This is a genomic window from Pirellulales bacterium (assembly GCA_035656635.1).
Lineage (GTDB): Bacteria > Planctomycetota > Planctomycetia > Pirellulales > JADZDJ01 > DATJYL01.
On the sequence record DASRSD010000098.1, the window covers coordinates 19,565 to 43,554 of the forward strand.

Consider the following 23,990-nt stretch of genomic DNA (forward strand, 5'->3'; position numbering starts at 1 on the left):
GGCGACCGTCACCAAGCGCCGAAAAAAATCTGCCTCCAAGTCTTCCGCCAAGCTCAGCAAAACGTCCAAAAATGGCGCGCCACATGCCAAAGCGGGCAAAAAATCGGCCGGCGGCAAAGTCGGCAAAATGATTTACCATTTCAGCAAGTCGCGCACCGATGGCAACGGCTCCATGAAGCCCCTGTTGGGCGGCAAAGGCGCAAACCTGGCCGCTATGACCAGCATTGGCCTGCCCGTTCCGCCGGGTTTCACCATCACCACCGAAGTCTGCATGTTTTACTATAAGAACGGCAAGAAGTATCCGCCGTCCTTATTGAACGACGTGAAAACCGCAGTTACGTGGCTGGAAAAAGAAACCGGCAAAAAATTCGGCGACACCAAAAACCCGCTGCTGGTTTCCGTCCGCTCCGGCGCGCGCGATTCCATGCCCGGCATGATGGATACCATCCTCAACCTGGGCCTCAACGATAAAACGGTCGAAGCGCTCAAATCGGCCACCGGCAACGGCCGCTTCGCTTGGGATTCCTACCGCCGCTTTGTGCAAATGTACGGCGACGTGGTGATGGGCGTGCAAAAACGCCACGAGCACGAACACGAGCCGTTCGACGAAGTCATGGATGGCCTGAAGCACGAACGCGGCGTGCAGGAAGATACGCACTTGGGCGAAGCCGATCTCATGGAGTTGGTCAACCGGTTCAAGGCGCTTATCCGCGAGCGCACCGGCAAGGAATTTCCCGCCACGCCGTTCGAGCAGTTGCAAGGCGCCATTGGCGCAGTCTTCGGCTCCTGGATGAACGAACGGGCAATTCTGTATCGCCAGAAGTACAAAATTCCCGATGAATGGGGCACCGCCGTCAACGTGCAAAGCATGGTGTTCGGCAACATGGGAGACGATTGCGCCACCGGCGTCGCCTTCACCCGCGATCCCGCCACCGGCGAAAACGTGTTTTACGGCGAGTACTTGGTCAACGCCCAGGGCGAAGATGTGGTGGCCGGCGTCCGCACGCCCAAGCCTGTGGCCGAAATGTCGCAAGATCCAATCATCGGCTCGGCGTTCAAAGAACTGGAAAAAGTTCGCAAAACGCTGGAAAAGAATTTCGGCGACGTGCAGGATTTTGAATTCACCATCGAAAAGAAAAAACTGTACATGCTGCAAACCCGCAACGGCAAGCGCACCGCGCTGGCCTACGTGCGAATAGCTCACGACATGGTGCAGGAACGATTGATGAATCCCGAGCACGCCATTCGCAGCGGCGATCCGGAAGCCCTCAATCAATTGCTTCAGCCCATTTTCGATCGGCAAGATTACGAACAAGCCAAGAACGACGGCCGTCTGATGGCCACCGGCCTGGCCGCCGGTCCCGGCGCCGCCAGCGGCAAAGTGGTGTTCAGCGCCATCAAGGCCGAAGAGTGGGCCCACAAAGGCGAAAAAGTGGTGCTGGCCCGCATCGAAACCAGCCCCGAAGATTTGCGCGGCATGATCGCCAGCGAAGGCATTCTCACTTGCCGCGGCGGCGTTTCCAGCCATGCCGCGCTGGTCGCCCGCCAAATGGGAAAAGTGTGCGTGGCCGGCGCCGGCGACATTCGCATCGATTACCATGCCGGCACGCTCCAATGCAAAGGCGTCACGCTCCGCGAGGGAGATGCCATTAGCATCAACGGCAGCACCGGCGAAGTGTTTAACGGTTCTCTCAAAACCGCCGACAGCGAGCTCAAACAAGTGCTAATTAGCAAAACGCTGGACCCCAGCGAAAGCGCCGTCTTCAAGTATTACAACTCGCTGATGAAGCTGGCCGACAAGTACCGCAAGCTCGGCCTGCGCACCAACGCCGACCAGCCCGACCAGGTTGAAAACGCCATCGCCTTCGGGGCCGACGGCATCGGCCTGTGCCGCACCGAGCACATGTTCTTCGAAGGCGATCGCATCATTGCCGTACGGCAAATGATTCTTTCGGAAACGCTCGAGGATCGCAAGCAAGCCCTCGACAAACTGCTGCCGCTGCAACAGGGAGATTTCGAAGGCATTTTCCGGGCTTTGAACGGCCGGCCGGCGTGCATTCGCTTGCTCGATCCGCCGCTGCACGAATTTTTGCCCCAGCACGATAACCCCAAGGGCCAGCAAGAAGTCGCACACCAACTGGGCATTTCGGTGGAAACCGTCAACAAGCGCGTGCACGAGTTGCACGAGTTCAATCCCATGCTCGGCTTCCGCGGTTGTCGCTTGGGCATCAAGTATCCGGAAATTACCGAAATGCAAGCCCGCGCCATTTTCCAAGCTGCCGCCGCGGTAGTGGGCGAGGGACTGAAAGTGCAGCCGGAAGTGATGGTGCCGCTGGTCGGCTTCAAGCGCGAGCTGGATTTACAGGTCGAAATCATCCATCGTGTGGCCAAAGAAGTCATGCAGGAAACCGGCAAGAAATTCAAATACACTGTGGGCACGATGATCGAAATTCCCCGCGGCGCGCTCACGGCCGACGAAATCGCGCACACCGCCGAGTTTTTCAGCTTCGGCACCAACGATCTCACGCAAACCTGCCTCGGTATGAGCCGCGACGATTCCGGTTCCTTCCTGCCGGCATATCAACAGTCCGAAATCATTAAGACCAACCCCTTCGCCTCGGTCGACACCACCGGCGTGGGCCAACTGATGCAAATTGGCGTAGAAAAAGGGCGCCGCACCAAGCCCGATTTGAAAATTGGCATTTGCGGCGAACACGGCGGCGATCCTTCATCCATCGTCTTCTGCCACAAAATTGGCCTGAACTACGTCAGTTGCTCGCCGTTCCGGGTGCCCATTGCCCGATTGGCCGCCGCCCAGGCCGCGCTGGCGAAGTAATAAAAAGTAATAAAACTTCCCTTCGCCGCATGCCGCTTTTCGGCACCCCTTGCGGCTTAGCTTGCCCCCTTGCGGCTTTTCGGCACGGCTTGCGGCTTAGCGTTTATGCCCCCTTCCCAAAAACCAATCGTCATCGCCCACCATATTATGTGGACGGCATACGGCTGGTGGCTGCCAAACGATCCGCGGGGCTCGACCTCCACGCACAAAAGACGGCGTTTGAACAAAAATCGGCCGAATTCTTAGCAGTGTACGTGCAAAGATTTGACTTTTCGCCTATATTAAGGGGACGTAAAAAAGCATCTACGAGGGTATGCTTTTCTACGCCCTCGTGGAACGGGCGAAGCCATGGTTTTTCGTCGGGCGATCTTACCACTTGCGACTGTGCTGCTGGCGGCAATTGGTTGCGCATCGATTGTCGCGCAAGCGTGGGCCGATCCGCCGTCAGGCACGAATGAGCGGCTGGTGTTCGCCGACAATTTTAACGGCACCACTCTTGATACTTCCAAGTGGCTGAACTCCAGTTCCAGTGACAATTGGGCCATGCCTGCCAGCGCCGCCACCGCCAACTCCAGCCAAGTCAAAGTGGCTAATGGAATGGCCACGATCACCGCGCAGCGCACGAGTTCGACCGCGTTTACCTCCGGCGACATCACCACGTATCAAAAATACAATTTCTCCGGCGGTTATTTCGAAGCTCGTATTCAGTTGCCCAGCACCGTCGGTTCCTGGCCCGCGTTTTGGGGATTGTACACCGGTTGGCCTCCCGAAGCCGACATCATGGAGTACCCCGACACCACCAATGGCGGCACCACCGGACTTTCGAGCAGCCAGTACAACACCAACTACCACTACACCAACTCCAGCGGCGGCGACTCAGCCGGGGCCGGCGCGGTAAATCCCGGCGCCGGAAACTTGGAAGGCACCTGGCACACCTTCGGCATGCAATGGAATGCTGGCGCCAGCGTGGCCTTTTACTTCGACGGCCACCAGGTTAGCTCGTACACTGGCTCGACGGTCGCGCAGATGGCCAACATGTACATGCTTCTCGATTATGCCGTCGGCGGCTGGCCGGGCACGCCAAGTACGACACAATGGGCCATCGGACACACCGATCAAATGAACATCGATTGGGTCCGCGTGTGGCAAACCAATCCTAACAGCGATGCGCCGACAAGCTGGAATGTAAGCGGTAATGGTAATTTCGGCACGTCCGGCAACTGGACTGGCGGTGTGCCCAACTACGGCAATGAGGTGGCCACTTTCGGCCGGGTGGGCACTGCTTCTTCCGCCTTCATTACGATGAACAACTCTTGGCAATTGTTCGGCGGCATTACCTTCGATGGCCTTACCACCGGCACAAATGCCGGCACGACGGCCTACACCGTGGGCTCCGCAGGTTCGACCAACCAAATTCAATTGGCTTCCACCGGCAACGCTGTTGTTCAAGCCACGGCCGCTAGCACGGCCAACCAAACCATCAACGCGCCCCTCGATCTGAACAACAATGTCTTCTTTAGTAATTTCATGACCGGCGCCCAAACGCTCAGCTTAGGCGGCACCATCGCCGGCCCGGGCAGCCTGATCGTGGGAACCACCAACGGCACGAATGCCCCCGGCACGGTCATCGTGAGCGGAAATAATTCCTACACGGGGGGCACGGTCGTCGGCAGCAACCAGGAAGGCGCTATTCTGGAAGCAACTTCCAATACCGCACTGAGCACGGGCACAGTAATCATCGGCACCGCCGGCAACGGAACCACTGCCAGGCTCGAAGTCGCCGGCAGCCACACGCTGGCCAACAACATCGACTTTCGTGGCCGGAACACCAATTCCGTCGGCATCGAAAGCCTCAGTGGCAATAATGTCTTCAGCGGCACTATCAGTGCCGGCGCCGGCGGCAGCACGTATCAAATTCAGGTCGACTCGGGCAGCAACTTAACGCTGAGCGGGGCAGCCGCCGGGGCAACTACCGCGGGGGTCGCGCTGGAAGCGAGCTCCACTACTTCCACCCGCACTTTCACGCTGCAAGGCGCCGGCACGGGCTCAATTAACGGCGCAATTGCCAACGGCAACGCCACCGTGACCGTGGCCATTGCCAAAAGCGATGCCGGAACCTGGATTCTTAACCACAGCAACAGCTACACCGGCCCCACCACCGTCAACCTCGGCACGCTTTCGTTGGGAGTTGCCAATGCCATTAGCAGCTCTTCGCAAATTGTGCTGAACGGTGGAATCCTGGCGACCGGCAGTCGAAATCAGAGCTTTACCACGCTGGTGTTGGGCGGGAACTCCATTCTCGATTTGGGCAATACCCTGCAGGCAAACAATGTCACGTTTGCAGATTCGCACACCACAGCCTGGTCTGGCGCCTTGACGGTGCGGAACTGGAACTTTGGCGCCGATCACCTATCCTTCGGCGCCGGCGGACTCAGTTCAACACAGCTAGGCGACATCCAGTTTTCCGATTTTCCCGTGGGCGCTTCGCTGATTACTGCGACGACTGCCGGAGCAGCCCGGGCAATTGGCGAAGTTACGCCCCTCGTCGGCGACGTGAATGGCGATGGCCACGTCGATGTTTCCGACGTCATGGCATTGGCACAAGCCCTGACCGATGTTGCCACCTATCAGCAAAATCGCATGAGCGGCTCCGGCGGCATCACTGCCTCGCCAACGGGAACTTTCACGGCCAGCGATGTCCAGTTTGCGCTCGATATCAACGGCGACGGCGCGGATAACAACATGGACTTGCAGTCGCTGCTGAACTATTTAATTGCCGGCAACGGCAGCACCGCGGCGGTGCCCGAGCCAAGCAGCGTGGCCCTGCTCACCCTGGGCGCATTGGGATTCATCTGGACAAAGCGCCGGCGGTAAGCATCACTTCGAATGGTTGGGGCTGCGGTTCAATTCCAACCGCCCGCGCAGGCCGTGCTCCTCAAACGTCAGGCCGAAGTTCGCGCTTTGAAATTGGGCCAACGCGGCGCTCATGCTGGGCCTCTGCTTGGATTGCCCGGGATGCCCATACACCGTCGATTCCATGGTTTTCCACTCGTCGTTCCACACGTATTGTCCGCCGCCGGGGCAAATCAGCTGCGTGTGCCACAGCCGCTGGTGAACTTTCACCGGGTCTTCGCTAGGGAACAGCCGCTTCCATTCGTTCAAAATGGGAATGTTGCCCCAGGCCCGCATTTGCAGGGCCGAGTCGGTCAAGGAATCGAAGTCGAGCAACACGCCCACGCCGGAGTTATTCAAAACTTCAAACATCTTTCGGTCTACGTGAAAGCAAACGTTTTCGCCCAGCCATGGTAAATCGGCCAGGCTTGGATCTGCCGCTTTAGCATCCGGCGTTTTAGCATCTACTGCTTTCGTGCCGCCGCCTTTGTCATTGCTGCTTTTGGTCCCGGCCGCCTCGCGCGCCGCTTGGCGATCCAGCGCCTGCTTGAGCACCTCTTCGTTCAAACTCACAATCAAGCTGTCGCCGGTCGGCGCATAATACAGTGCAACATTAGCCGCTTCACCCAGGCTGTGGCGTCCCCGCTCCGTGGCTTTTACGCGCACATAGGGTTGATCTTTGTACGTCAGCGATTCCCACTGCGTCATTCCCGGCGCCGTTTGCTCTATCACGGCTCGCACCCCCGTCAAAAATCCAGCCAGCTTGAGCGGGCTGGAAACTTCGGCTTGCAAGGCAATGGGCAACTGCGACCAACCACCATCGTCGAAAAAATTTTGCCGCTCCTCCGGCTGCATGTCGTGGAGTTTTTTCCAGACCGGGCTGTCATCCACGTACATTGCAACCGACGAGCCCAGCCAGCCCAGCAAATCGATGTGCGCTTGCGGCGAAAGTGCCGAGGCCATGTTGCTCCAGCCGCGCATCTGCTCCGATTTCGTGTTCAAGGCCACAATCAAATGGGCCAAATCGGCATGCCGATCGCCGGCGTCAGGTTGAATTTTCGTCCCGCGCGAAATGTTGACAAAATCGCGATATTCGCTGCCAAACACGAGCGGCATCACCGTTAAATCGCCGGACAGCTTGCTGTCGGCCACGCCGATGCGCAGGGCAATCGGATCGAATTTCCACCGCCAATTGTTTTCGTAGCCTTGGCGCCATTGGTTGTAGCCGTCGGCTTCGCTGCGGCTGATTTTATCGACCGGCATTTCCACAATCGGCGTCATCCAGGCCAGCGTGCCATATATGGAAGAGTTGATCCCGGCACCGCTCAGCGTCAAATCGCCCACATCCGCCGGGGCAAAGTCTGGATGGATTTTGCTGGGCTGCGCGTTTTGGCTTTCCAATTCCGCTGCGTGTGTGGCGGTCAATTCGGCCAATAACGAGGCCACATAAATTCGCCGGGCCGAAGCAATGCGCCATTGCGGACTGCACCAGCGGCGAATCGTTGGATCGCTGATGAACAAAAACGCGGTCTCGTCTTTGTCCCCCAGTGGGTAGCGCGTGCGGAAAAATTTGTACTCGTCGAGCGAGGAAATTGATTCCGATTTTTGTCCAACCTGTGCCAGCCGCTCCAACTGCTTCGGCGAGTTCGTCACTACCACGGCTCCGTTCAAGGCCGCAATGTACGAGCAAATCGCGCGGTCCGGCGAGCGAAAGAATTTGTAATTTACTCCGCTCATTTCGCCACTTTCCGGTAGAACCCCTGCGTGCTGGCCAGCATACGAGCCAATTTGCACTGCCAATGCGGTGGCCAGCGCATCGGGATGATCGGTTTCCAACAGAACTGCCACGTCGGTGCCGGTGGGAAAATACGGATCGGACCCCGTCAGCGCCACGCTCTTAACCGTCGCTTGACCAACCATGCGGCCCACGTCGCTCAGCGATAATCCCAACTGCTGCTCGTAGCGCTGCCGAATGCCGGCATCTTCGCTGTGCGGCCGGGCCATTTTCCACAAGAGCGTATCGTCGGCTGACGACTCATCAGCAAACTTCGTCGCCGCGGCAAACGACGGGAAAAATAGCACGTGCTGATCGGCCGGAATCAACTTCGCCAGCGGGTCGAGTTTCGGACTGGCATCTTTCAGCAGCGGCTTCCAATCGATTTTGTCGACCGTAATGCCCGTCAGCGTGCCGATGTCGATCGACCGATCTCCCACGTCGGGCGAGCTTTGCAACTGCCGATCTAATTGCAGGTTCTCGCTGATTGCCTGGCCGCCGGAAAACAAATCGTAAGCATCGGTCGGATCAGGCGGCACTACCCAACCGCTGGGAATGGCCGTGCCGTTGCCATGCCGCTGCGGATCGAGTTCCTCCAACTTTTGATCGGCAGTCTGAACTTGATGGCGAAACCATGCGCCTCCCGGAAATCGCTGTTGCCCCAGTTCCACATAGTGATGTGCTTTAGCGAGGTAAAATCCTTCTTCAGCTAATTTTTTTGCTGCCGTGGCCGGCACGTCAAACTTCACCAAATTCATTCCGCTCATGTCGTCCGTGGGCAAACCCATGCGGCCGGCAACGTCGCGCTTCTCCGGCGCACGAATGAACAAATGGCCTTGCGAAAAATCGTTTTGCAAAGTTTGAAAGTTCCAAAACGATTGGTCAGGCACATCCAGGTATGCCTCCCCTTCGCCGTCGAGCGTGACGTCAGGAACCATGGCATTCCAGCCCGCCTGAAAATGAAACTTTCTATTCGGCTTGGGCAATTCCCCCGACGTAATTTTCAAATCCGCCAGCGGAATATCAAAAAACGCATCTTCGGCCGCCGCGCTGCGGACTAACAGAATTGCCACGGCCCACGCCGCCAGTGCCGCACCAAAAACATGTCTGGAAATACGCATTCGCCTGTTTCCTCACATTCAAAATGATTGACCGGCTCCCACCGTACCGTTCCCCACATCCTCTAGCCAAAATACCCCCGACGGCCACTGGCGGTTTCAAACAATCAATTACTGAAGTGCCAGCACTATAATGCCGACGGCCCATGCGGCCTAGCACAGAAAGACTTTTTAGTGCGCGCATGTTTCAATTCACGCTGGCGCGAATGTTGGGAAGCACAGCCTTAGCGGCCGCTCACCCCATCACCTCCTCACCTCATCAACTGCGCACACCTAACTTCATCCGTCATTCGGATTTCGTCATTCGACGTGGACCCTAACTGTGCCCGCTCCCTCCTTGGGCCCGCAGCTGCGACGTTTCCTGTTGGCTGATGTGCAATTTACGTCCCCGTTTGCGGGCATCATCGTCTGGCCGTTTTTCTTTGCCGTGATGGTCTTGCGATTTAGGCTTTCGATCTTGCATCTTTTGTGCTTGCATTCTCATGGTAAAACCTCGTCTTCGGCTGATGTTTAGAGTTCGCCCCGCCAGTCACGGGTGCATGTTTCATGCCGCCAATGAGAGTTTTGGCCACTTTGAACATCAGGAGAGTTTGGGTCCCCTTGGCATTGCTTTGGGTGCCCGTGGCATAGCGCACGGGTGCAACTGCTGGCCGGGCACCCCATGCGACAATCTTGGCACGTAGAAACGCCTCCATGGAGAAGCGATCTTCGAGATCACCCCTCGCAATTGTTCGCTGAAGGGAAGTACCGAGTGGCCCACTTTGGCCCTTACACCCGTTCCGCAGAGTGGGACAATGCGGGGGGGGACAAGTGGAGGGTGCATTTATGTGTTTCAGAACGCTGTGCATTGCGTTTCTTGCGTGCATATCTTTAGCGGCATTTGGTGATCCGCCAAATCAGTCGAGTACGGTGACCATCCCGCTCAAAGATATTTGGGCGTCGAATATGCCGGGCACAATCGACGTTCGTGATTTGGAGCCGGAAGCCTATGGCAGCGATGCAAAAAAATTGCCGCTCGAACAATATCAACAGGCGTATAAATCATCAAAGATAACACAAATCATTATCAGTTTGGAAAAACAGCCTTATGACCAAGTTGCTTCGGATGGTTTCGCAGTAGAGGGAACGGGCAAGACCGCACTAAATGCCGCTTGTGACGTGATAGTAGAACACAAAAAGCCACAAAAAATACTTGTGGGTCAAGATGTATCCATTGTGTTCTTCTCTCGTGAATTTAATTATTACATTCACATTACGGAAGTTACACAACAGCAAAACACGTTTCATATTCAATATCAATTTGTTCCACACGATACCAAAGATACCACCGTGCATTTTGCTTTGATTCCTGTCGGTAAGCTGTCAGGTGGTGTTTATTCTGTCGAAATTGAGCCGACACAGCATTTGGAGCAAAAACTCAGAGATTGGGAAAAGCGGATCGTGTGCAAGTCTTTCTCTTTCACCGTGGCGAACGATACGAAGAAAAAGGAGTAAACCATGAGTTATCGTGGCATAAGAATTTCTTTGGTTGCCGGAATTCTACTCACCGCACAATGGACATTTGCGAGTGTCGATACAAACGGTCCAGATGGAATCAGTTCGACCGGGCTAACCGGCTTCAATACCAATCAACCACTGACCGGCAGCGGTATAAAAATTGGCCAAGTTGAAGTGGCACGGCCAGCAGTTCCAAATTTTGATTCCAATGCGTCGTCGAGTATCAAGCCTACAGCAGTTTTCGTCCAAACGGGTCCGCCTACGGCAAATGCAACTCCACCTGAGGACGATGAACATGCAGAAGAAGTTGCGGGCATTATGATTTCCCAAGACCCGTTAATTCCTGGCGTTGCACAGAATGCACTGTTGTATTCCTCTGCATTCGTTGATGACTCACAAGCTCAGGCGGCAGAGCAGGTAGAGTTGGTAACAATGCAACAAATTGCATCGCAGCCAAATATGACGGCGGTCAACAACAGTTGGGGACAATCTTTATCATCCATATTTATTTGAAGTTCACGAACCCGAATTAGCGCGCGGGTGCCACTGGCTCCGCACGAATTCCACTGGTCTGCCAGTGTTCGAGTGCCACTGGCTCTGCCAGTGTTGCCTGCCTGCACGACAAAACACTGGCCAAGCCGGTGCCACCCAGTCCGGCTACGCAGAGGTTACAATGCGTGAATGAATAACACGCTCTTTAGATTGATTTGCGGTGCGCTAGCCGCGTACTTCTTGTGGACACTGCTATATGTTCAGCACGGATGGCTCGCAACAGCTTGCCTGTGTTTTCTGATTGGCCTGTTCGCAACCTTCTCAATGCTCGGTAAACCGTCCACCACCCGTATTCGCACTTTCTTCCAGGCTTACAAGCTTTAGCCGATCAATTTCCACTTGAGTCCGAGGCACGAAGAGCCGCCAAGTCGTTTCCGGAGTAACGCCAGTGCGCCGATAGCCAATAGCATGAGCGATGTTGGCTCAGGCACTGCATTCGTCGAACCATTGCCTGCCAAGAGGAAGTTAATCAAGGCTTGAATATCGAGATTGTTGAATTTGCCGTCGCCGTTCACATCGCCCAGAAGCGATAGGTAGTCGGTAGCAATACCGATTGAACTTGCGTACCCAGTCTCGTTGGTTAACGCCTTCTCCATTGCGACGATATCCGCCGAATCCACGTGCCCGTCTTGGTTAATGTCGCCAGCGCCGGAAGTCAATGCTCCAACTCCGTCGGCCCACCAAGCGACGGCATAGTTTTCCGCACCAGTGGTGGTATTAAACGGGTCCACCCAAAATTCATACTCGCCGGTCGTAGGAATTTGAAAAAAGATATGATCGACCGTGCCCGTGTCACTGATTGATTCAGCAATGGCTTGATTGATATTGGCAGAGTTCTTTGGCAGCAGATACAAATCCAGATCGGTATATTGATCATATCCTGGATTACCGAATGGATTCGATGATGGTTCGAATATATCGCCTCGATTGTAGACTCCATCAGCCCCAGCCTTTGTAACCGTGCGATCAAATGTCAACGTGATTGAAATAAAACTTCCGGCAGGCAACTGCTGATTCAATCGGTAAATCGACGGAAAATTAGATCCTCGGGCATCACTTCGTCCATAATCCCAACCAATCACCGGAACCTCCGTATATGTGTTCGATACTTGAAAAGAATGATATTCTCCGGCTGCGAATTGCTTGAGTGCTCTTTTAGCGTCTAACTCGCCTGTTCCCATTTGCTGGTCGAGTGCTACAAGCCCCAAGCCAGTGTTAACGTCATCATCGTATGCCGGTGAATCAAACCACGTCGAAGTGCCGTCCTGCATCACGACAGTTCGATCCATGCCGAGCAGACCATTTGCTGGAATTGGTAATAGTCCAGCATGTGTATATCCGACGTTATCCTGTATCTTGTCCGCAGAGTTCATCAATACAGCCTTCATTACCTGGTGGTGCGAATAATCACTGCTCCAATTTGGCGCTACTTTATTTAATCGTTGCTGGCCGTACTGATCCAAAAGAGCCGCCGTCGCAGTGACCATTGGTGCAGCGTAGCTGGTTCCGCTCCGAACAGGGATTGTCATACTTCCGTTAAAATCTGTTAACTGGATACCGTCACCAGGCGCGATTAGGTCGATGACAGTGCGGCCTCCGATAGGTTCTTGGTCGTAGGTATTTAAGTTGGCAACCTTCCGGTAAACCAATCCGTTGCCATTCAACAAGATCGTCGAAGCTCCAACATCGATTCCGTTAAAGGAGTCATCTGGTATCGGAATCCCTTTTCCTTCGTCCCCTCCTGAAACCTGCAACACGTCATAATTACTGGCAATCCAATCATAGCCAAGCGATATTTGCGAATTCCCATCAATGATTGCACCGGGCCTCGCAAACTGACCCCAGCTATGGTTGACGGCCCGCATTCCGGTCTGTGAAGCAACCTTTTGAATCGATAGAAGTATGTCGGCGTCACTTGTGCTATTGTTATTAGTGTTCTCGTAAGCGGAGGCAAAAAGTGAGGCCTGCGTTGCCACCCCTGTTGTCACGGGGTCTTGTGAAACCATTACACTTGCCACCCATTCGGCATGAAAAAAAACATCTGTATCAGGTGGAGCAACGTTTTCAATCGCAAATACGGCGGCTACTTTTACATTGAAATTTGAATTCGAGTCCGAATCATAGTTTGGTTTACCTGGTCGCTGAACTTCCACCTCACCAATCGAAATGCCATCTCCGGTAAGCGGCTGCCCATTAAAATCCAAAAGGCCCTGTGAGTTTATGCCATGCGGGCCTATAGTATCCTGACTGGCATCTGCTAACGAGTGAGGAATAAGAAAACAAAGCACCACAATAAGTGATCGACAGCGTTTCATCGTTTACTCCTTTTTATTCGGCTTAACGGCGTCAGACTCTGGCCTCCAAATCAAAACAAGTTTATCTCTTCCCGCTGAGGCCAACTTCTTACCGTCCTTGGAGTACGACAAGTAATTAACTTGGTCGCCATGACCTTCGAGCAACCCATGGAGTTGCCCGCTCACGTCCCACAATTTAATGGACGGTTCCGTACCACCGGTTGCGATGGTTTTTCCGTCGGGATTGAACGCAACGCAAAAAACAGCTTTTTTGTCAGCCTGAATTTGTTGCACCATTTTTTGAGCTTTCACGTCCCAAATTTCAAACATTCCTGCATTCTCACCTCCAATAGCGAGGAGTTTATTATCAGGCGAAAAGGCTAAGCTTCGTGCAGGGCCCAGATAAGGCCACGCCGTAAATAGCTCAGTGCCACTTGGGAGCTGCCAGACATGAACCCTTGGAATTTTGGAGTACGGCCATTCAGCAATTCCTTGAAGGCCGCCTGCGAGCATCGTTCCATCGGGTGAGATTGCCACCGTTAAGGACCTAGCAATATCTCGTTTATCAACAGGGAAAACTTGCAACTGTTTGCGTCTTTGCAAATTCCACACAGTAATCTGTGATTGCTCTGCGATTGCAAGATCTAAACCATCAGAAGAAAACGCTAAACCATTCACGCCATCGGCAGGGCAGGCTTCTTGTTGCTGCTCGCCTGTGATTGGATTCCAGAAAGTAACAGGTTTTAGACGTGCCGTGGCAGCAATTAAATTACCTTCCGGTGAAAACAAAACGGTAACTGGGCCTCCTAACTTGTCGCCTGTATTGTAGATTGCAAGGCGCCTGAGTTCCTTTCCGTTCAAAGCATCCCAGATTCGTGCAGTGCCATCGTCGCTGCCAGATACAACTAACTTCCCGTCAGGGGAAAGCGAAACCGAGGTTACGAATCGTGTGTGGCCGACGCATTGAAGAGGTTGCCCTAAAGCAGACAGATAAACCAGCGTGACCCCACAGGCGAAAATGAAAATACGCAGCGTTCTGAAAAGCATGATTGCACTCTCCTTTTGTCCCCGCTCATTATCTCACGATGGGGGGACGGGACAAGTAGCAAATTAGGCCATTGCCAAATGCTAGCCGTCAACTGGTGATTGGAAGTGACAACCCGTTTTTCATTGCGGCCACCTTATAAAAATCTCTGCCTGCTTTCTCTGCGCCTCTGCGCGTGAATTGTTTTCATCGACACTCTTGAAATTGGGCCACTGGTTCTGCTAGGCTGTACGCAGTAGTGTTCATGTGTACATATACTGCTTAGACTGTTTAGATTTTGAATTCTTATGCGTTTACTTTTTTGCAACCTGATGCTGGGGCCGCGCGGCGGATGTTGTTCGTCCGGGTTGAAATGTTCCGCACGGCCACAGCGGGATCATCGTGGTCCGATTAAATCACCCACCATTCACCAAAAATGATTGCTGCCGGACGTAAACTCGATTGCTTTTGTCACCTGCCGCGCGGAGGACGGCTGCGGTTTCGCAGTGACCGTCGGCGATTTTGCATAGCCGGCCGACGCTTTCGCAGTGCGGACTTGGTCGCAGCCGTGACAAAATGTTCCAGTTTTGTCACCAAAATAAAAATCCAGGACAAAACTTGGCCGGAAGCAGTGGCCGATTTCTGCCGTTTCGGATTCGCGGCGGTGCCCTATAATTCAGTACCGGATTTTCTGCCTGTTTTTGCCGCGCCCAATTTTTGCAGGAATTTTGTAATGCCCGAGACTGTTCGCCCCACGTCCGCTCCCGCCGCCGGCCAGCCTGGCCACGAGGGCGCCTCGTTTGCCGAAACCGCCATGAAGTTGGGGGGCAAAAGCGAGGAGGAAGCCCGCCGCATGGGAGCGGTGGACAAGGCGGACGATCAGGTGGAGGCGCTGTTTGCCGCACGATTTCAGACGGTGAATAGCCCGATTCATCGGGCCGTTTGGGAGCGCGAGTTGCCGATCGAGTTGTTCGTTAGCCAGACGCCGGTGACGCCGCCGGAAGTGGACCGGGTGATGCAGCAATCGCTGGATGTAGTTCGCGGGCATGTGACGGCCCACACGCTTTTGGACGAAAACAAAAAAATAACCAACCGCGTGTTGGCCGATTTGGCGGCCGCCGGATATTGGGGTCTATTGGTGGATAAAGAATACGGGGGAAGCGGGGCGCCATTTGCATCGTTCGCCACATTTCTGACACGCATGGCGATGCTGGACCCGACGGTGGCCGGGTTGGCCTCGGTACACGGTTGCATTGGGGCGGTCGATCCGGTTCGCACTTTCGGCACGCCGGAACAAAAGCGGCGATTTTTGCCACAGCTTGCCAGTGGCCAGCGCCTTTCCGCTTTTGCCCTGACGGAGCCGGGAGCGGGATCGGACCTGACGGCGCTGCACACCCGGGCCCAGCGTGTGGGAAACGAGTTTATTGTAAACGGCGAAAAGCTGTTCATCACCAACGTGGTGCCAGGGCGCACGATTGGCCTGGTGTGCTTGATCGACGATCGGCCGGCGGTGCTGGTGGTCGAGTTGCCCGAGCAAGAGAACGAGTATTTTCAGCTTCGCAAATACGGCCTGTATGCCCTGAAGCACACCTACAACCAGGGGATTTTATTCAAAGACCTGCGTGTGTCGGCCGAGAATTTGTTGACCCCCACCCGTGGCGACGGCTTAACGATTGCCTACCACGGTCTGAATTTGGGGCGCGTTTCGCTGTGCGCCAATGCCGCCGGCACTATGCGGCTGATGCTGGCCAGCATGATTCCTTGGGCACACTTCCGCAAAACCTACGGCGCCGAGATTGCCAGCCGAGAATTGGTGCAACGGCGCTTGGGGCGGATGGCCGCGCTGATTGTCGGCTGCGATGCGCTGGTGCAGTGGTGCGCGGGGCTGTTGGATCAGGGTTATCGCGGCGAAATGGAGTGCATTATCGCCAAGATTTTTGGAAGCGAAGCCCAAAAGGAGGCGGCTGTCGAGCTGTTCATGAAAACGCATGGCGGCCGCTCGTTCTTGCACGGCCACATGTTCGGCGACAACGTGCACGAGTTCCTCGCTCCGTGCATTTATGAAGGCGAAGGGGAAATGCTAGGCATGGCGTTTTTCAAATCGCTGGTGAAGCAGCACGGTACTCGATTTTTCGAGCCCATTGGCAAGGCGCTGGCGGCGGCGGGCATCAAAAAGCCGAACCCGCTTAATCCAGCACACGCCTGGGCGCTGCGCACAGCCGTTGGGCCGTACCTCAAATGGCTACTAAGCGAAAAGCTAAGCCGCAAGCGGATGTCGGCGTTGCCGCCAGGCATGCCGGCGGGATTGCGCGAGCATGCCGAGTTTGCCGCCAATCGCCTGGACCATTCGCCGCTGGCCATTGATGGCGTGATGCGCAAGCATCAACTGGCGCTGGCCGATCGGCAATGCCGCATGGCTTACCTTTCGCAGCAAATTCAAGACGCCGTTACGATTTTGTGCACCAGCCTGTACGCCGCCCGCAATAGTGATGAGGTGGTTCGCGCAGCCGCCGATGTGTTGTGTCAAGACCTGACGCGCAAGCTGACCGGGCGCGCGCCCAGCGACCGTTATTTCCGGACCGTTACGAAACTCGGCGCAACGATTGCCGAAGGAGGTTTTCAATCGATCGCCGGCCTACATCCCGACAAGATTTTAATGCCCTATGGCAATGCCTAAGAATTTTATCGGGCCGCTGACTTCGGCCGACTGGCCTGGTTCAAATCAGCGGGGTTTCCCGCCGGCATTTGCGTGGCGGCCGGCGGGGGCATGAGATCGGATTCCATTACATGCTTCGAGCCGAACGGGTTGGGCCGGGCAAAATCGTCGAACAGGTTTTGCAGCGGCGCCCAAGGATTGTTGATGGATGGATTATCAAGCTGGAGGACGGTGCGCGAGAGATTTTGAGCATTGGCGCCGGGATTGAAAATTTGAACGGCCGCCGGTTGCAAATCGGCTTTATTCAGAATGATGGTAACTCGGGAGAAATTGGCGGCATCTTTTTGCATTTTTGGAAACGCCTCCAGCCAAACCTGGGTTTTCGCCTCCGACGGCGGAGTAATCAATCGCATGTAGTAGCGTTTTTTCAAGGAGTCGGCCCGAGCGCCGAAGACGAACGGCAGCGGACCTTCGGTAATGGCTTTGCCCTGCATTTCCGGTGGGAGTGGCTTTTCCACGACGAGCGTTTGCTTGTCGCGCACCGTGACTTCAAACATCGATTTGCCGTCGCAGGTCCACCATTCCGTCGGCTTCGCGTTTTGCTTAACTAGTTTTCCCGTTTTGGGATCGGGCACAAAATTCGTAAGTTCCTCAACTTTGAACATGCCTTTGTCGGGTGGAGCATATTTAAGCTCTCCGCTGCTGATAGCAGTAGGTTGGTTTGGATTGCCACCGGCAATCGTCGGGTCGTACTCCCAGCGGGTAAACGTACATTTGAAAGTCTTGATCTTGGTGTTTGCAGATTCCCAATCGGTGAGCAGTTGATTCAAATTACTTTCTTCCGTGGAACTCAGAACGAACGGCGGTGCAAGCGGCAACTGTTGGGGTTGTGCTGCCGCACCGTTGGACTGCGAGCCGGAATTTTCCGGAATGCCAGCGTTTGCAGGCATGCTGTTAGTGGCCGACGTTCCAGCGTTCATCGGTCTATTGGCATTTGCCGCCAGCGGCGATGTTTGCGCTTTTGCTGGTAGCGTAGAGGCAGCCAAGCATGCAGCAATGATCAATGCGTTTTGGGTTCCGGCGCATAGTGTCATACATTGGCCCTTTCGGATAGCGGGAGCTTAAAATTCCCGATGGAAGGTCGAGAATTCTATCGGCTGCCCCCACGCGGCCCTAGAGCGATTCAGCCGCTAAAACGGAACGCAGATCAGATTCCCAGTCTCCACAATGCTAGCATCGTTCGTTAGCGTTGTTCCGGTTCTTCCAAGTAGGTATAGCCGTGCAGTCCCTCTTCATAAAACTTGAGAAATCGGCCGGCCTCTTCATAGCCAATGCGGTTTTCACGTACGGCGGCTTCCGTCGCATCACGCAGGCTTCGGACCAAGGCATCGGGCTCGAATTCTACATAATCTAGTACCTCACGCACGGTGTCGCCTTTGATGACGGCCTGCAAAATCACTTGGCCCGATTCATCCATGGCCACGTGAACCGCGTTCGTGTCGCCAAACAGATTGTGCAAGTCGCCCAAAATTTCCTGATACGCACCGATGAGAAACGCACCCAAATAATATGGTTTGCCTTCATACTGGTGCAGCGGCAGCGTGCGTTTTACATCGCGGCGATCAATGAACTGATCGATCTTACCATCACTGTCGCACGTGATGTCGCCAAGCACCGAAAACCGTGTCGGCCGCTCAGCCAGCCGATGGATTGGCATCACCGGGAATAATTGTTTAATGGCCCAACTATCGGGAATTGATTGAAAGAGCGAGAAGTTGCAGAAGTATGTGTCCGACAACAGCGAATCCAAACCCTGTAATTCTTCGGGCACAAATTCCATCTGCTGGACCAGTTTTTGAATTTTATGACATATGGCCCAATATAAGTTTTCCACCAGGCTGCGTTGGTCCAAGGGCAAGTATCCGTTGGAAAACAACGTCATCGCGTTATCGAGCGATTGCTGAGCGTCGTGATAGCTTTCCAAAATGTTGCGCACCCCGAGATTCTGGTACGTTTCCATGAGGTCAGAAAGCGGCTGCTCCACTTCGGCGGGCAATTGCGGTGGTATGCCGTTTTGTCCCTGTTCGGAAACTCCCAAGACGCCGAACACCAACACACTATGATAGGCCACCACTGCCCGGCCGCTTTCCGAAACAATCGTCGGATGCTTCACGTTGGCGTCGTCACATGCGCGCTGAATGTGATACACCACGTCGTTGGCATATTCTTGCAGGCTGTAATTCACGCTCGATTCGAAATTCGTTTGCGAACCGTCGTAATCCACACCCAGGCCGCCTCCCACATCAAGGTATTCCAGGCCTGCCCCGCGGCCGACCAACTCCGTGTAGACATGGGCGGCCTCGTTCAGTGCCGCCTTAATGTGCCGAATGTTGGTAATTTGGCTGCCTTGATGGAAATGTAGCAGTTTGAAGCAATCTTGCATTCCACGACTCTTCAACTCCTCCAGGCCCTTCAAAATCTCCGACACGGTAAGCCCGAACTTGGAACGGTAACCTCCCGACGATTGCCATCGACCAGAGCCCCGGGCCGCCAACTTTACACGCATGCCAATTTTGGGCCGCACGCCAATTTTCTCTGCGTATTCCAAAATCAGGCCCAGCTCGGTGTATTTTTCCACCACAGGAATAATGTTGCGGCCGATTTTTTGGGCCAGCATGGCCGTTTCGATGAACTCGGCGTCCTTAAAGCCGTTACAAATAATCGGCGTGTCGTTGCTGGCCATGGCGATCACAGCCAATAGCTCCGGCTTGCTCCCGGCTTCCAGCCCGAACTTGAAGGGCTTTCCAAAGTCCAAAACTTCCTCCACCACCTGCCGTTGCTGATTCACTTTAATGGGGTATACGCAGCAATACCCACCTTGATATTTTTGCTCCGTCATCGCCGATTGAAATACGCCGTGAATTTCCGCCAAGCGGTGCTTCAAAATGTCGGCAAAGCGAATCAGAATGGGCAAATCGATGCCCCGCAATTGCAACCGATCCACCAGTTGCTTCAAATCGATCGATCGCTCCGGGTTTTTGGTGGGATGCACACAAACGTGCCCCTCGTCGTTGATCGAAAAGTATCCGTTTCCCCACCGTGGCACTTCGTACAGTTCGGCGGCATCCAGCACCGACCAACGTTCCAAATCCAAATCGATTTTCAACTCAGGAGTCCTCGTAACGAGAATCAGAAATTGAAGGTCCAGAGACGACCGGTTTGCGGAGGCGTTTGCACCGCATCGAGCATGATGAAGAAAGTTCGCTACATCCTGTGAACCGTGTTCAACGATGATCGCCGGCGCCAATTGCCGGCGTGCCACACAACACAGAGGCAAACATCGTATCATACATACTTCCAGGAATTTGTGTACACGGTTTTGGGCCGTTTTGGAAAAATAGTTGTTAATTTTTCGTGAGCGGGGTTGCGCGGCAGAACGAACAAACTGATTTTTCCGACTCCCGCCAGCCGGAACCACGCGGTCGACATCCGTGCTTGAACCGGCGGCAATGTTTCGCGACGGAAGTGGCGGCACTCCAGAATGTCTCGCCGCAGCACCAGCGGCCAAACGATGTCCAGCGGGAGCACAGCGAGTGCGTTTTGTCGCTTTGGGCAGGAGGTTTTTTGGGGGCGACAAAACCGGGTCATTATGCGCGAAGTTCGCGCCATGCCGCTCGAGAATTCCAGGACTGCCGGCCGGTGGCGGCGGACAAAAATCAACAGGTTTTGGTTGGGCCGTGGGCATTTTCGGTCAATTGTTGTGTTGTTTTTGTGGATCAGGTTGGTGCAAATTTACTGGAAAGACATGAACAACAAGTCATTAAATCTCGGTCCTGCCAAGCCGTGTCGGCCGGGCAAGCAGAGCAGATTCGTTTGGCGCCGCCGGCCGGCATCGCGGCCGGAATAAGTGGCGCTGTCACGCGGGAATCAAATGCCGGCCGCTGGACGGCCCAACGGCCTTATATGTACAAACGAACACTAACTGGTCCTGAGCTTACCAGAAACGCTGGCCCCATTTCAAGGAACATTTTGGGCCAGTGCAAATAAATTTCGCGCAGCAGCGCAAAGAACGCTTTCCATCACAAGTGTCGTTGTACGGATCGCTCCCAGCAATCACATCATACTCGATTGGCCTTCCCAAGCGGGAAAGCCAGCGGGGGAATGTTATGACAACTGCGGCTATGGTAAAAGAGTCGCTGGGGGTAACGTGAGATAAGCGTCATGAAAAAACTTCGTTGGGGAATTTTGAGCACGGCGAAAATTGGAACCGAGAAAGTCGTTCCCGCCATGCAGGCCGGCCAGTTTTGCGAGGTGGCGGCCATGGCCTCGCGAAATTTGGAAACGGCCCAGGCAGCGGCCAAGAAATTGGGGATTAGCAAAGCGTACGGTTCGTACGAAGAGCTGCTGGCCGACAAAGAAATTGACGCCGTTTACATCCCACTGCCCAATCATTTGCACGTGCCGTGGTCGATCCGGTGCTTGCAGGCCGGCAAGCACGTGCTGTGCGAAAAGCCAATTGGAATGAACGGGCAGGAAGCGGCGGATTTGCTGGCCGAGGCGAAACGGCATCCACACTTAAAGATGATGGAAGCCTTCATGTTTCGGCTGCATCCGCAATGGCAGTTGGCCCGGCGGCTGGTAAGCGAAGGGCAAATTGGCCAGTTGCGGACCATTCAAGCGTTCTTTTCCTATCACAATGTCAACGCCGACAACATTCGCAACATCGCCGCAGTAGGGGGCGGTGGGCTGATGGACATCGGCTGTTATTGCATTTCGCTGTCGCGGTTCATCTTTGCTGCCGAACCGCAACGTGTGCTGGGAATTGTTGAGTACGATGCGAAGTTCAAGACCGATCGCTTGGCTTCGGCGATTTTGGAATTTCCGGGCGGCACAGCCACGTTCACGTGTTCCACGCAATTATCGCCCTACCAGCGAGTGAATATTTTCGGCACGGAGGGGCGCGTGGAAATTGAAATTCCATTCAACGCGCCTCCCGATCGGCCCAGCAAACTGTGGCATCAGCGTGGCACAGAGATTCAAGAACACCCGTTGAAAGTATGCAACCAATACATGATCCTAGGCGATTCGTTTTCGCAGGCCGTGTTGGAAAACAAGGAAGTTCCAACACCTCTGGCCGATGCCGTGGCCAACATGCGCGTCATTGAAGCCGTGGCCGGCAGTGGAAAGAGCAACGCTTGGGTAGCGCTGTAGCAATCCTTTGGCCAAGCGGTCAAAAAACTCCGTCGCCGAATCCGCTAGCTTTAGGCTGCGACGAAGCATCATCGTCGGCCACGCGCTGACTCTCGGCAGCGGGCTTGTTATCGGCAGCGGCGTGGCCATCGATGCCGGAAACCTTCGTTGGCATACCAGCGGGACTGATTGACTTCATGTGAGGCCGACCAGATCGCTCTCCCACCGGCGCGTGGGATGATTTGTGCATGGGACGGCCATAACTGGTGGTGGGATGGCTGCGCGCGGGGCGAGAATGACGGGCCGGAATCAAGTCGTCGACGTCAAAGTCATCATATCTCGAGACATAACCCGGCTGTTTGGCTCGTTCCTGTTCTTGAAGAAATTCGGTAATGACGCGGTCCTGAATCATTTCGCGGCACGCGCTGTTAATGGGATGGGCAATATCTGCATACAGCTTTGCGCGGCCTTCTTCATCCAGCGGAGCGCGGTTGGGGTTCAGCTTTTGACCGCAATCGTTGCAATACGCCGCCCGCAAATGGTTTTTTGAGCCGCACTGCGGACAATGCGAGGTCAGCTTGCGACTGGGCATGGCGACAAAGGGACCATTGGCGCCGTCAATGATTTTCAAATCGCGGATGACGAAGCAATTGTCGAAGGTAATGGAGCAAAACGCCTGTAATCGTTCGCCACCCTCTTCCATCAGCTTGATGCGAACTTCGGTGATTTCCACGGCTGTTCTCCTTGCGAAGCCGGTGCAGGCCCGTCCTTGAGAGGTGTTCTCAAGTAATCGCACTAAACTCCGAGTCTGTAGGGGTAAATATCGGTGGGAGCCAAATCATGCCTTGGTCGAGAGCAGCGAACGGTCGCAACAAGTTGCCCACGGCTTGTAATGCACAACTTTTCCCTTTCGACCATCTGTTCATTCAAACCGAGCTTACCGACCAAACGTTCCCAAGCCCCGGGTGGCGGTTGCGCAATTTTGCTGCCACGCGGCGTGATTGAACCGCCGAGTTGCAAATGGCAAAACAGGCACTACCGCTACCGCTCATTCCAACAACCGGACAATTCTCCTTTGCCAGTTGATCCAATACTTTGTCGATCCAGGAAGAGAGATTGCGGGCAGGCTCCAGCAATCGGTTATGTGCCTGCGGGCCAAGGCTCTTCCAATCCTGTTTACGGAATGCTTCGACGACCGGCTCAACTCTCTGCGGTGGATTTCCCACTTGGCAAGCTTGGTAAACTGTGGCCGTCGACAACCCGACAGGCGGCTTGACGATGACCAAATGTAGGCGTCCGATTCGATCTACAAGTTCGATCTGTTCTCCTTTGCCCCGGCAAACCGCCGTGCGAGAATTAAGAAAGAACGGTACGTCGCTTCCTATTTCCGCCGCCACCGCCCATAATTGCGCTACCGGCCAATTTAGGCTCCAAGCCAAATTAGCCGCCAGGAGTGCCGCCGCCGCATCGCTCGACCCGCCGCCCAAACCGGCCGCAGCCGGGATTCGCTTAATCAATTGCAGCTTTGCACCGCGCTTGATTCCGGCATGCCGGGCCAGCAGGCGTATTGCCCGCACCGCATGGTTGTGTTCTACCTCCGGTAGTTTTTCCCATTGATCCGCCGCCCCATTCGGTCCGGCGATGCCTGCTGGCTTTCCGTATGCTAAGGCCCAGCGAGCGGCAAGCGTTACTTGTCCAGAAGGATCGTCCTCCAGGAACAAGGTGTCGTATAGCCCGATAGGCGCCATGAGGGTTTCGACCTCATGGAATCCATCACTGCGCTGGCTTAGGACTTCGAAGAAAAGGTTGATTTTCGCCGGCGCTAACACTTCAAACCCAGTAGCGCTGCGGCGGATCTGCACCCGACGTTCCCTCGACGGCCAAAACTCAGCGCGGCCTTGCCGACCGCGATCAACCAACTCATGCGCACTGTATAACAAGAATGAATCCGGTTTCCGGCCGATTGATCCCTGCCGAAAACCACCCTATGCGCGTGTAATTTAGCGAAAGTCGACAAAACAGTCAATCAATCCGTCCAGGCGGTAGTGGGCCAATTTGATGGAAACAGTTTGGGTGGCCGGGGTCGAGTGCGGCCGAGCCCCCGGAATTTCTGCGACTGGGGGCTCACTTCGTTCGACCCCAGCCACCCTGAAAAAT

The 23,990-nt window shown here is 54.8% G+C and carries 14 protein-coding genes; 6 read left to right on the top strand and 8 right to left on the bottom strand.

Annotation, left to right across the window (positions count from 1 at the left end; translation table 11 throughout):
* The first annotated feature begins 127 nt into the window (after positions 1-127).
* Together ppdK and VFE46_08925 are read left to right on the top strand one after the other, a co-directional pair.
* A complete protein-coding gene (ppdK, locus tag VFE46_08920) occupies positions 128-2,836 on the top strand; it encodes a pyruvate, phosphate dikinase (GenBank protein HZZ28111.1) in 2,709 nt (902 codons plus the stop codon).
* 348 nt (positions 2,837-3,184) lie between these two features.
* A complete protein-coding gene (locus VFE46_08925) occupies positions 3,185-5,710 on the top strand; it encodes a family 16 glycosylhydrolase (protein ID HZZ28112.1) in 2,526 nt (841 codons plus the stop codon).
* Positions 5,711-5,713: 3 nt separating this feature from the next.
* Here VFE46_08925 and VFE46_08930 read toward each other — a convergent pair whose 3' ends face one another.
* Both VFE46_08930 and VFE46_08935 read right to left on the bottom strand, forming a co-directional pair.
* Entirely contained in the window at positions 5,714-8,623 is a 2,910-nt protein-coding gene (locus VFE46_08930) for a hypothetical protein (protein HZZ28113.1), read from the bottom strand.
* Between the two features lie 313 nt (positions 8,624-8,936).
* A complete protein-coding gene (locus tag VFE46_08935; protein ID HZZ28114.1) occupies positions 8,937-9,104 on the bottom strand; it encodes a hypothetical protein in 168 nt (55 codons plus the stop codon).
* Between the two features lie 341 nt (positions 9,105-9,445).
* Here VFE46_08935 and VFE46_08940 point away from each other — a divergent pair, with 341 nt between their 5' ends.
* Positions 9,446-10,114, top strand: a complete 669-nt coding sequence (locus tag VFE46_08940) for a hypothetical protein (GenBank protein HZZ28115.1) — start codon at positions 9,446-9,448, stop codon at positions 10,112-10,114.
* A 3-nt stretch (positions 10,115-10,117) separates the two neighbouring features.
* Positions 10,118-10,630, top strand: a complete 513-nt coding sequence (locus VFE46_08945; GenBank protein HZZ28116.1) for a S8 family serine peptidase — start codon at positions 10,118-10,120, stop codon at positions 10,628-10,630.
* A gap of 359 nt (positions 10,631-10,989) precedes the next feature.
* Here VFE46_08945 and VFE46_08950 read toward each other — a convergent pair whose 3' ends face one another.
* On the bottom strand, positions 10,990-12,984 hold the full coding sequence (locus VFE46_08950) for a S8 family serine peptidase (protein HZZ28117.1): 1,995 nt from the start codon (positions 12,982-12,984) through the stop codon (positions 10,990-10,992).
* Positions 12,985-12,987: 3 nt separating this feature from the next.
* The gene (locus tag VFE46_08955; GenBank protein ID HZZ28118.1) at positions 12,988-14,010 is read right to left on the bottom strand and encodes a WD40 repeat domain-containing protein; all 1,023 of its coding nucleotides are present in this window, start codon (positions 14,008-14,010) and stop codon (positions 12,988-12,990) included.
* A 710-nt stretch (positions 14,011-14,720) separates the two neighbouring features.
* Between VFE46_08955 and VFE46_08960 the strand changes: the two genes are divergently transcribed.
* Positions 14,721-16,664, top strand: a complete 1,944-nt coding sequence (locus VFE46_08960; protein ID HZZ28119.1) for an acyl-CoA dehydrogenase family protein — start codon at positions 14,721-14,723, stop codon at positions 16,662-16,664.
* A 5-nt stretch (positions 16,665-16,669) separates the two neighbouring features.
* Here VFE46_08960 and VFE46_08965 read toward each other — a convergent pair whose 3' ends face one another.
* Both VFE46_08965 and speA read right to left on the bottom strand, forming a co-directional pair.
* Complete coding sequence (locus VFE46_08965) at positions 16,670-17,593, bottom strand: hypothetical protein (protein ID HZZ28120.1); 924 nt, start codon at positions 17,591-17,593, stop codon at positions 16,670-16,672.
* Between the two features lie 293 nt (positions 17,594-17,886).
* Positions 17,887-19,809 (bottom strand): biosynthetic arginine decarboxylase, encoded by a 1,923-nt coding sequence (speA, locus tag VFE46_08970; GenBank protein HZZ28121.1) that lies wholly within the window; start codon positions 19,807-19,809, stop codon positions 17,887-17,889.
* A gap of 1,055 nt (positions 19,810-20,864) precedes the next feature.
* Between speA and VFE46_08975 the strand changes: the two genes are divergently transcribed.
* Complete coding sequence (locus tag VFE46_08975; GenBank protein HZZ28122.1) at positions 20,865-21,854, top strand: Gfo/Idh/MocA family oxidoreductase; 990 nt, start codon at positions 20,865-20,867, stop codon at positions 21,852-21,854.
* 19 nt (positions 21,855-21,873) lie between these two features.
* On the opposite strand, the gene VFE46_08980 is transcribed toward VFE46_08975, so the two are convergent.
* Positions 21,874-22,566 carry a SpoVG family protein gene (locus tag VFE46_08980; GenBank protein ID HZZ28123.1) on the bottom strand — a complete coding sequence of 231 codons (693 nt, stop codon included), beginning with the start codon at positions 22,564-22,566 and terminating at the stop codon, positions 21,874-21,876.
* A gap of 193 nt (positions 22,567-22,759) precedes the next feature.
* Positions 22,760-23,695 (bottom strand): 4-(cytidine 5'-diphospho)-2-C-methyl-D-erythritol kinase, encoded by a 936-nt coding sequence (gene ispE / locus VFE46_08985; protein ID HZZ28124.1) that lies wholly within the window; start codon positions 23,693-23,695, stop codon positions 22,760-22,762.
* Positions 23,696-23,990: the final 295 nt, after the last annotated feature.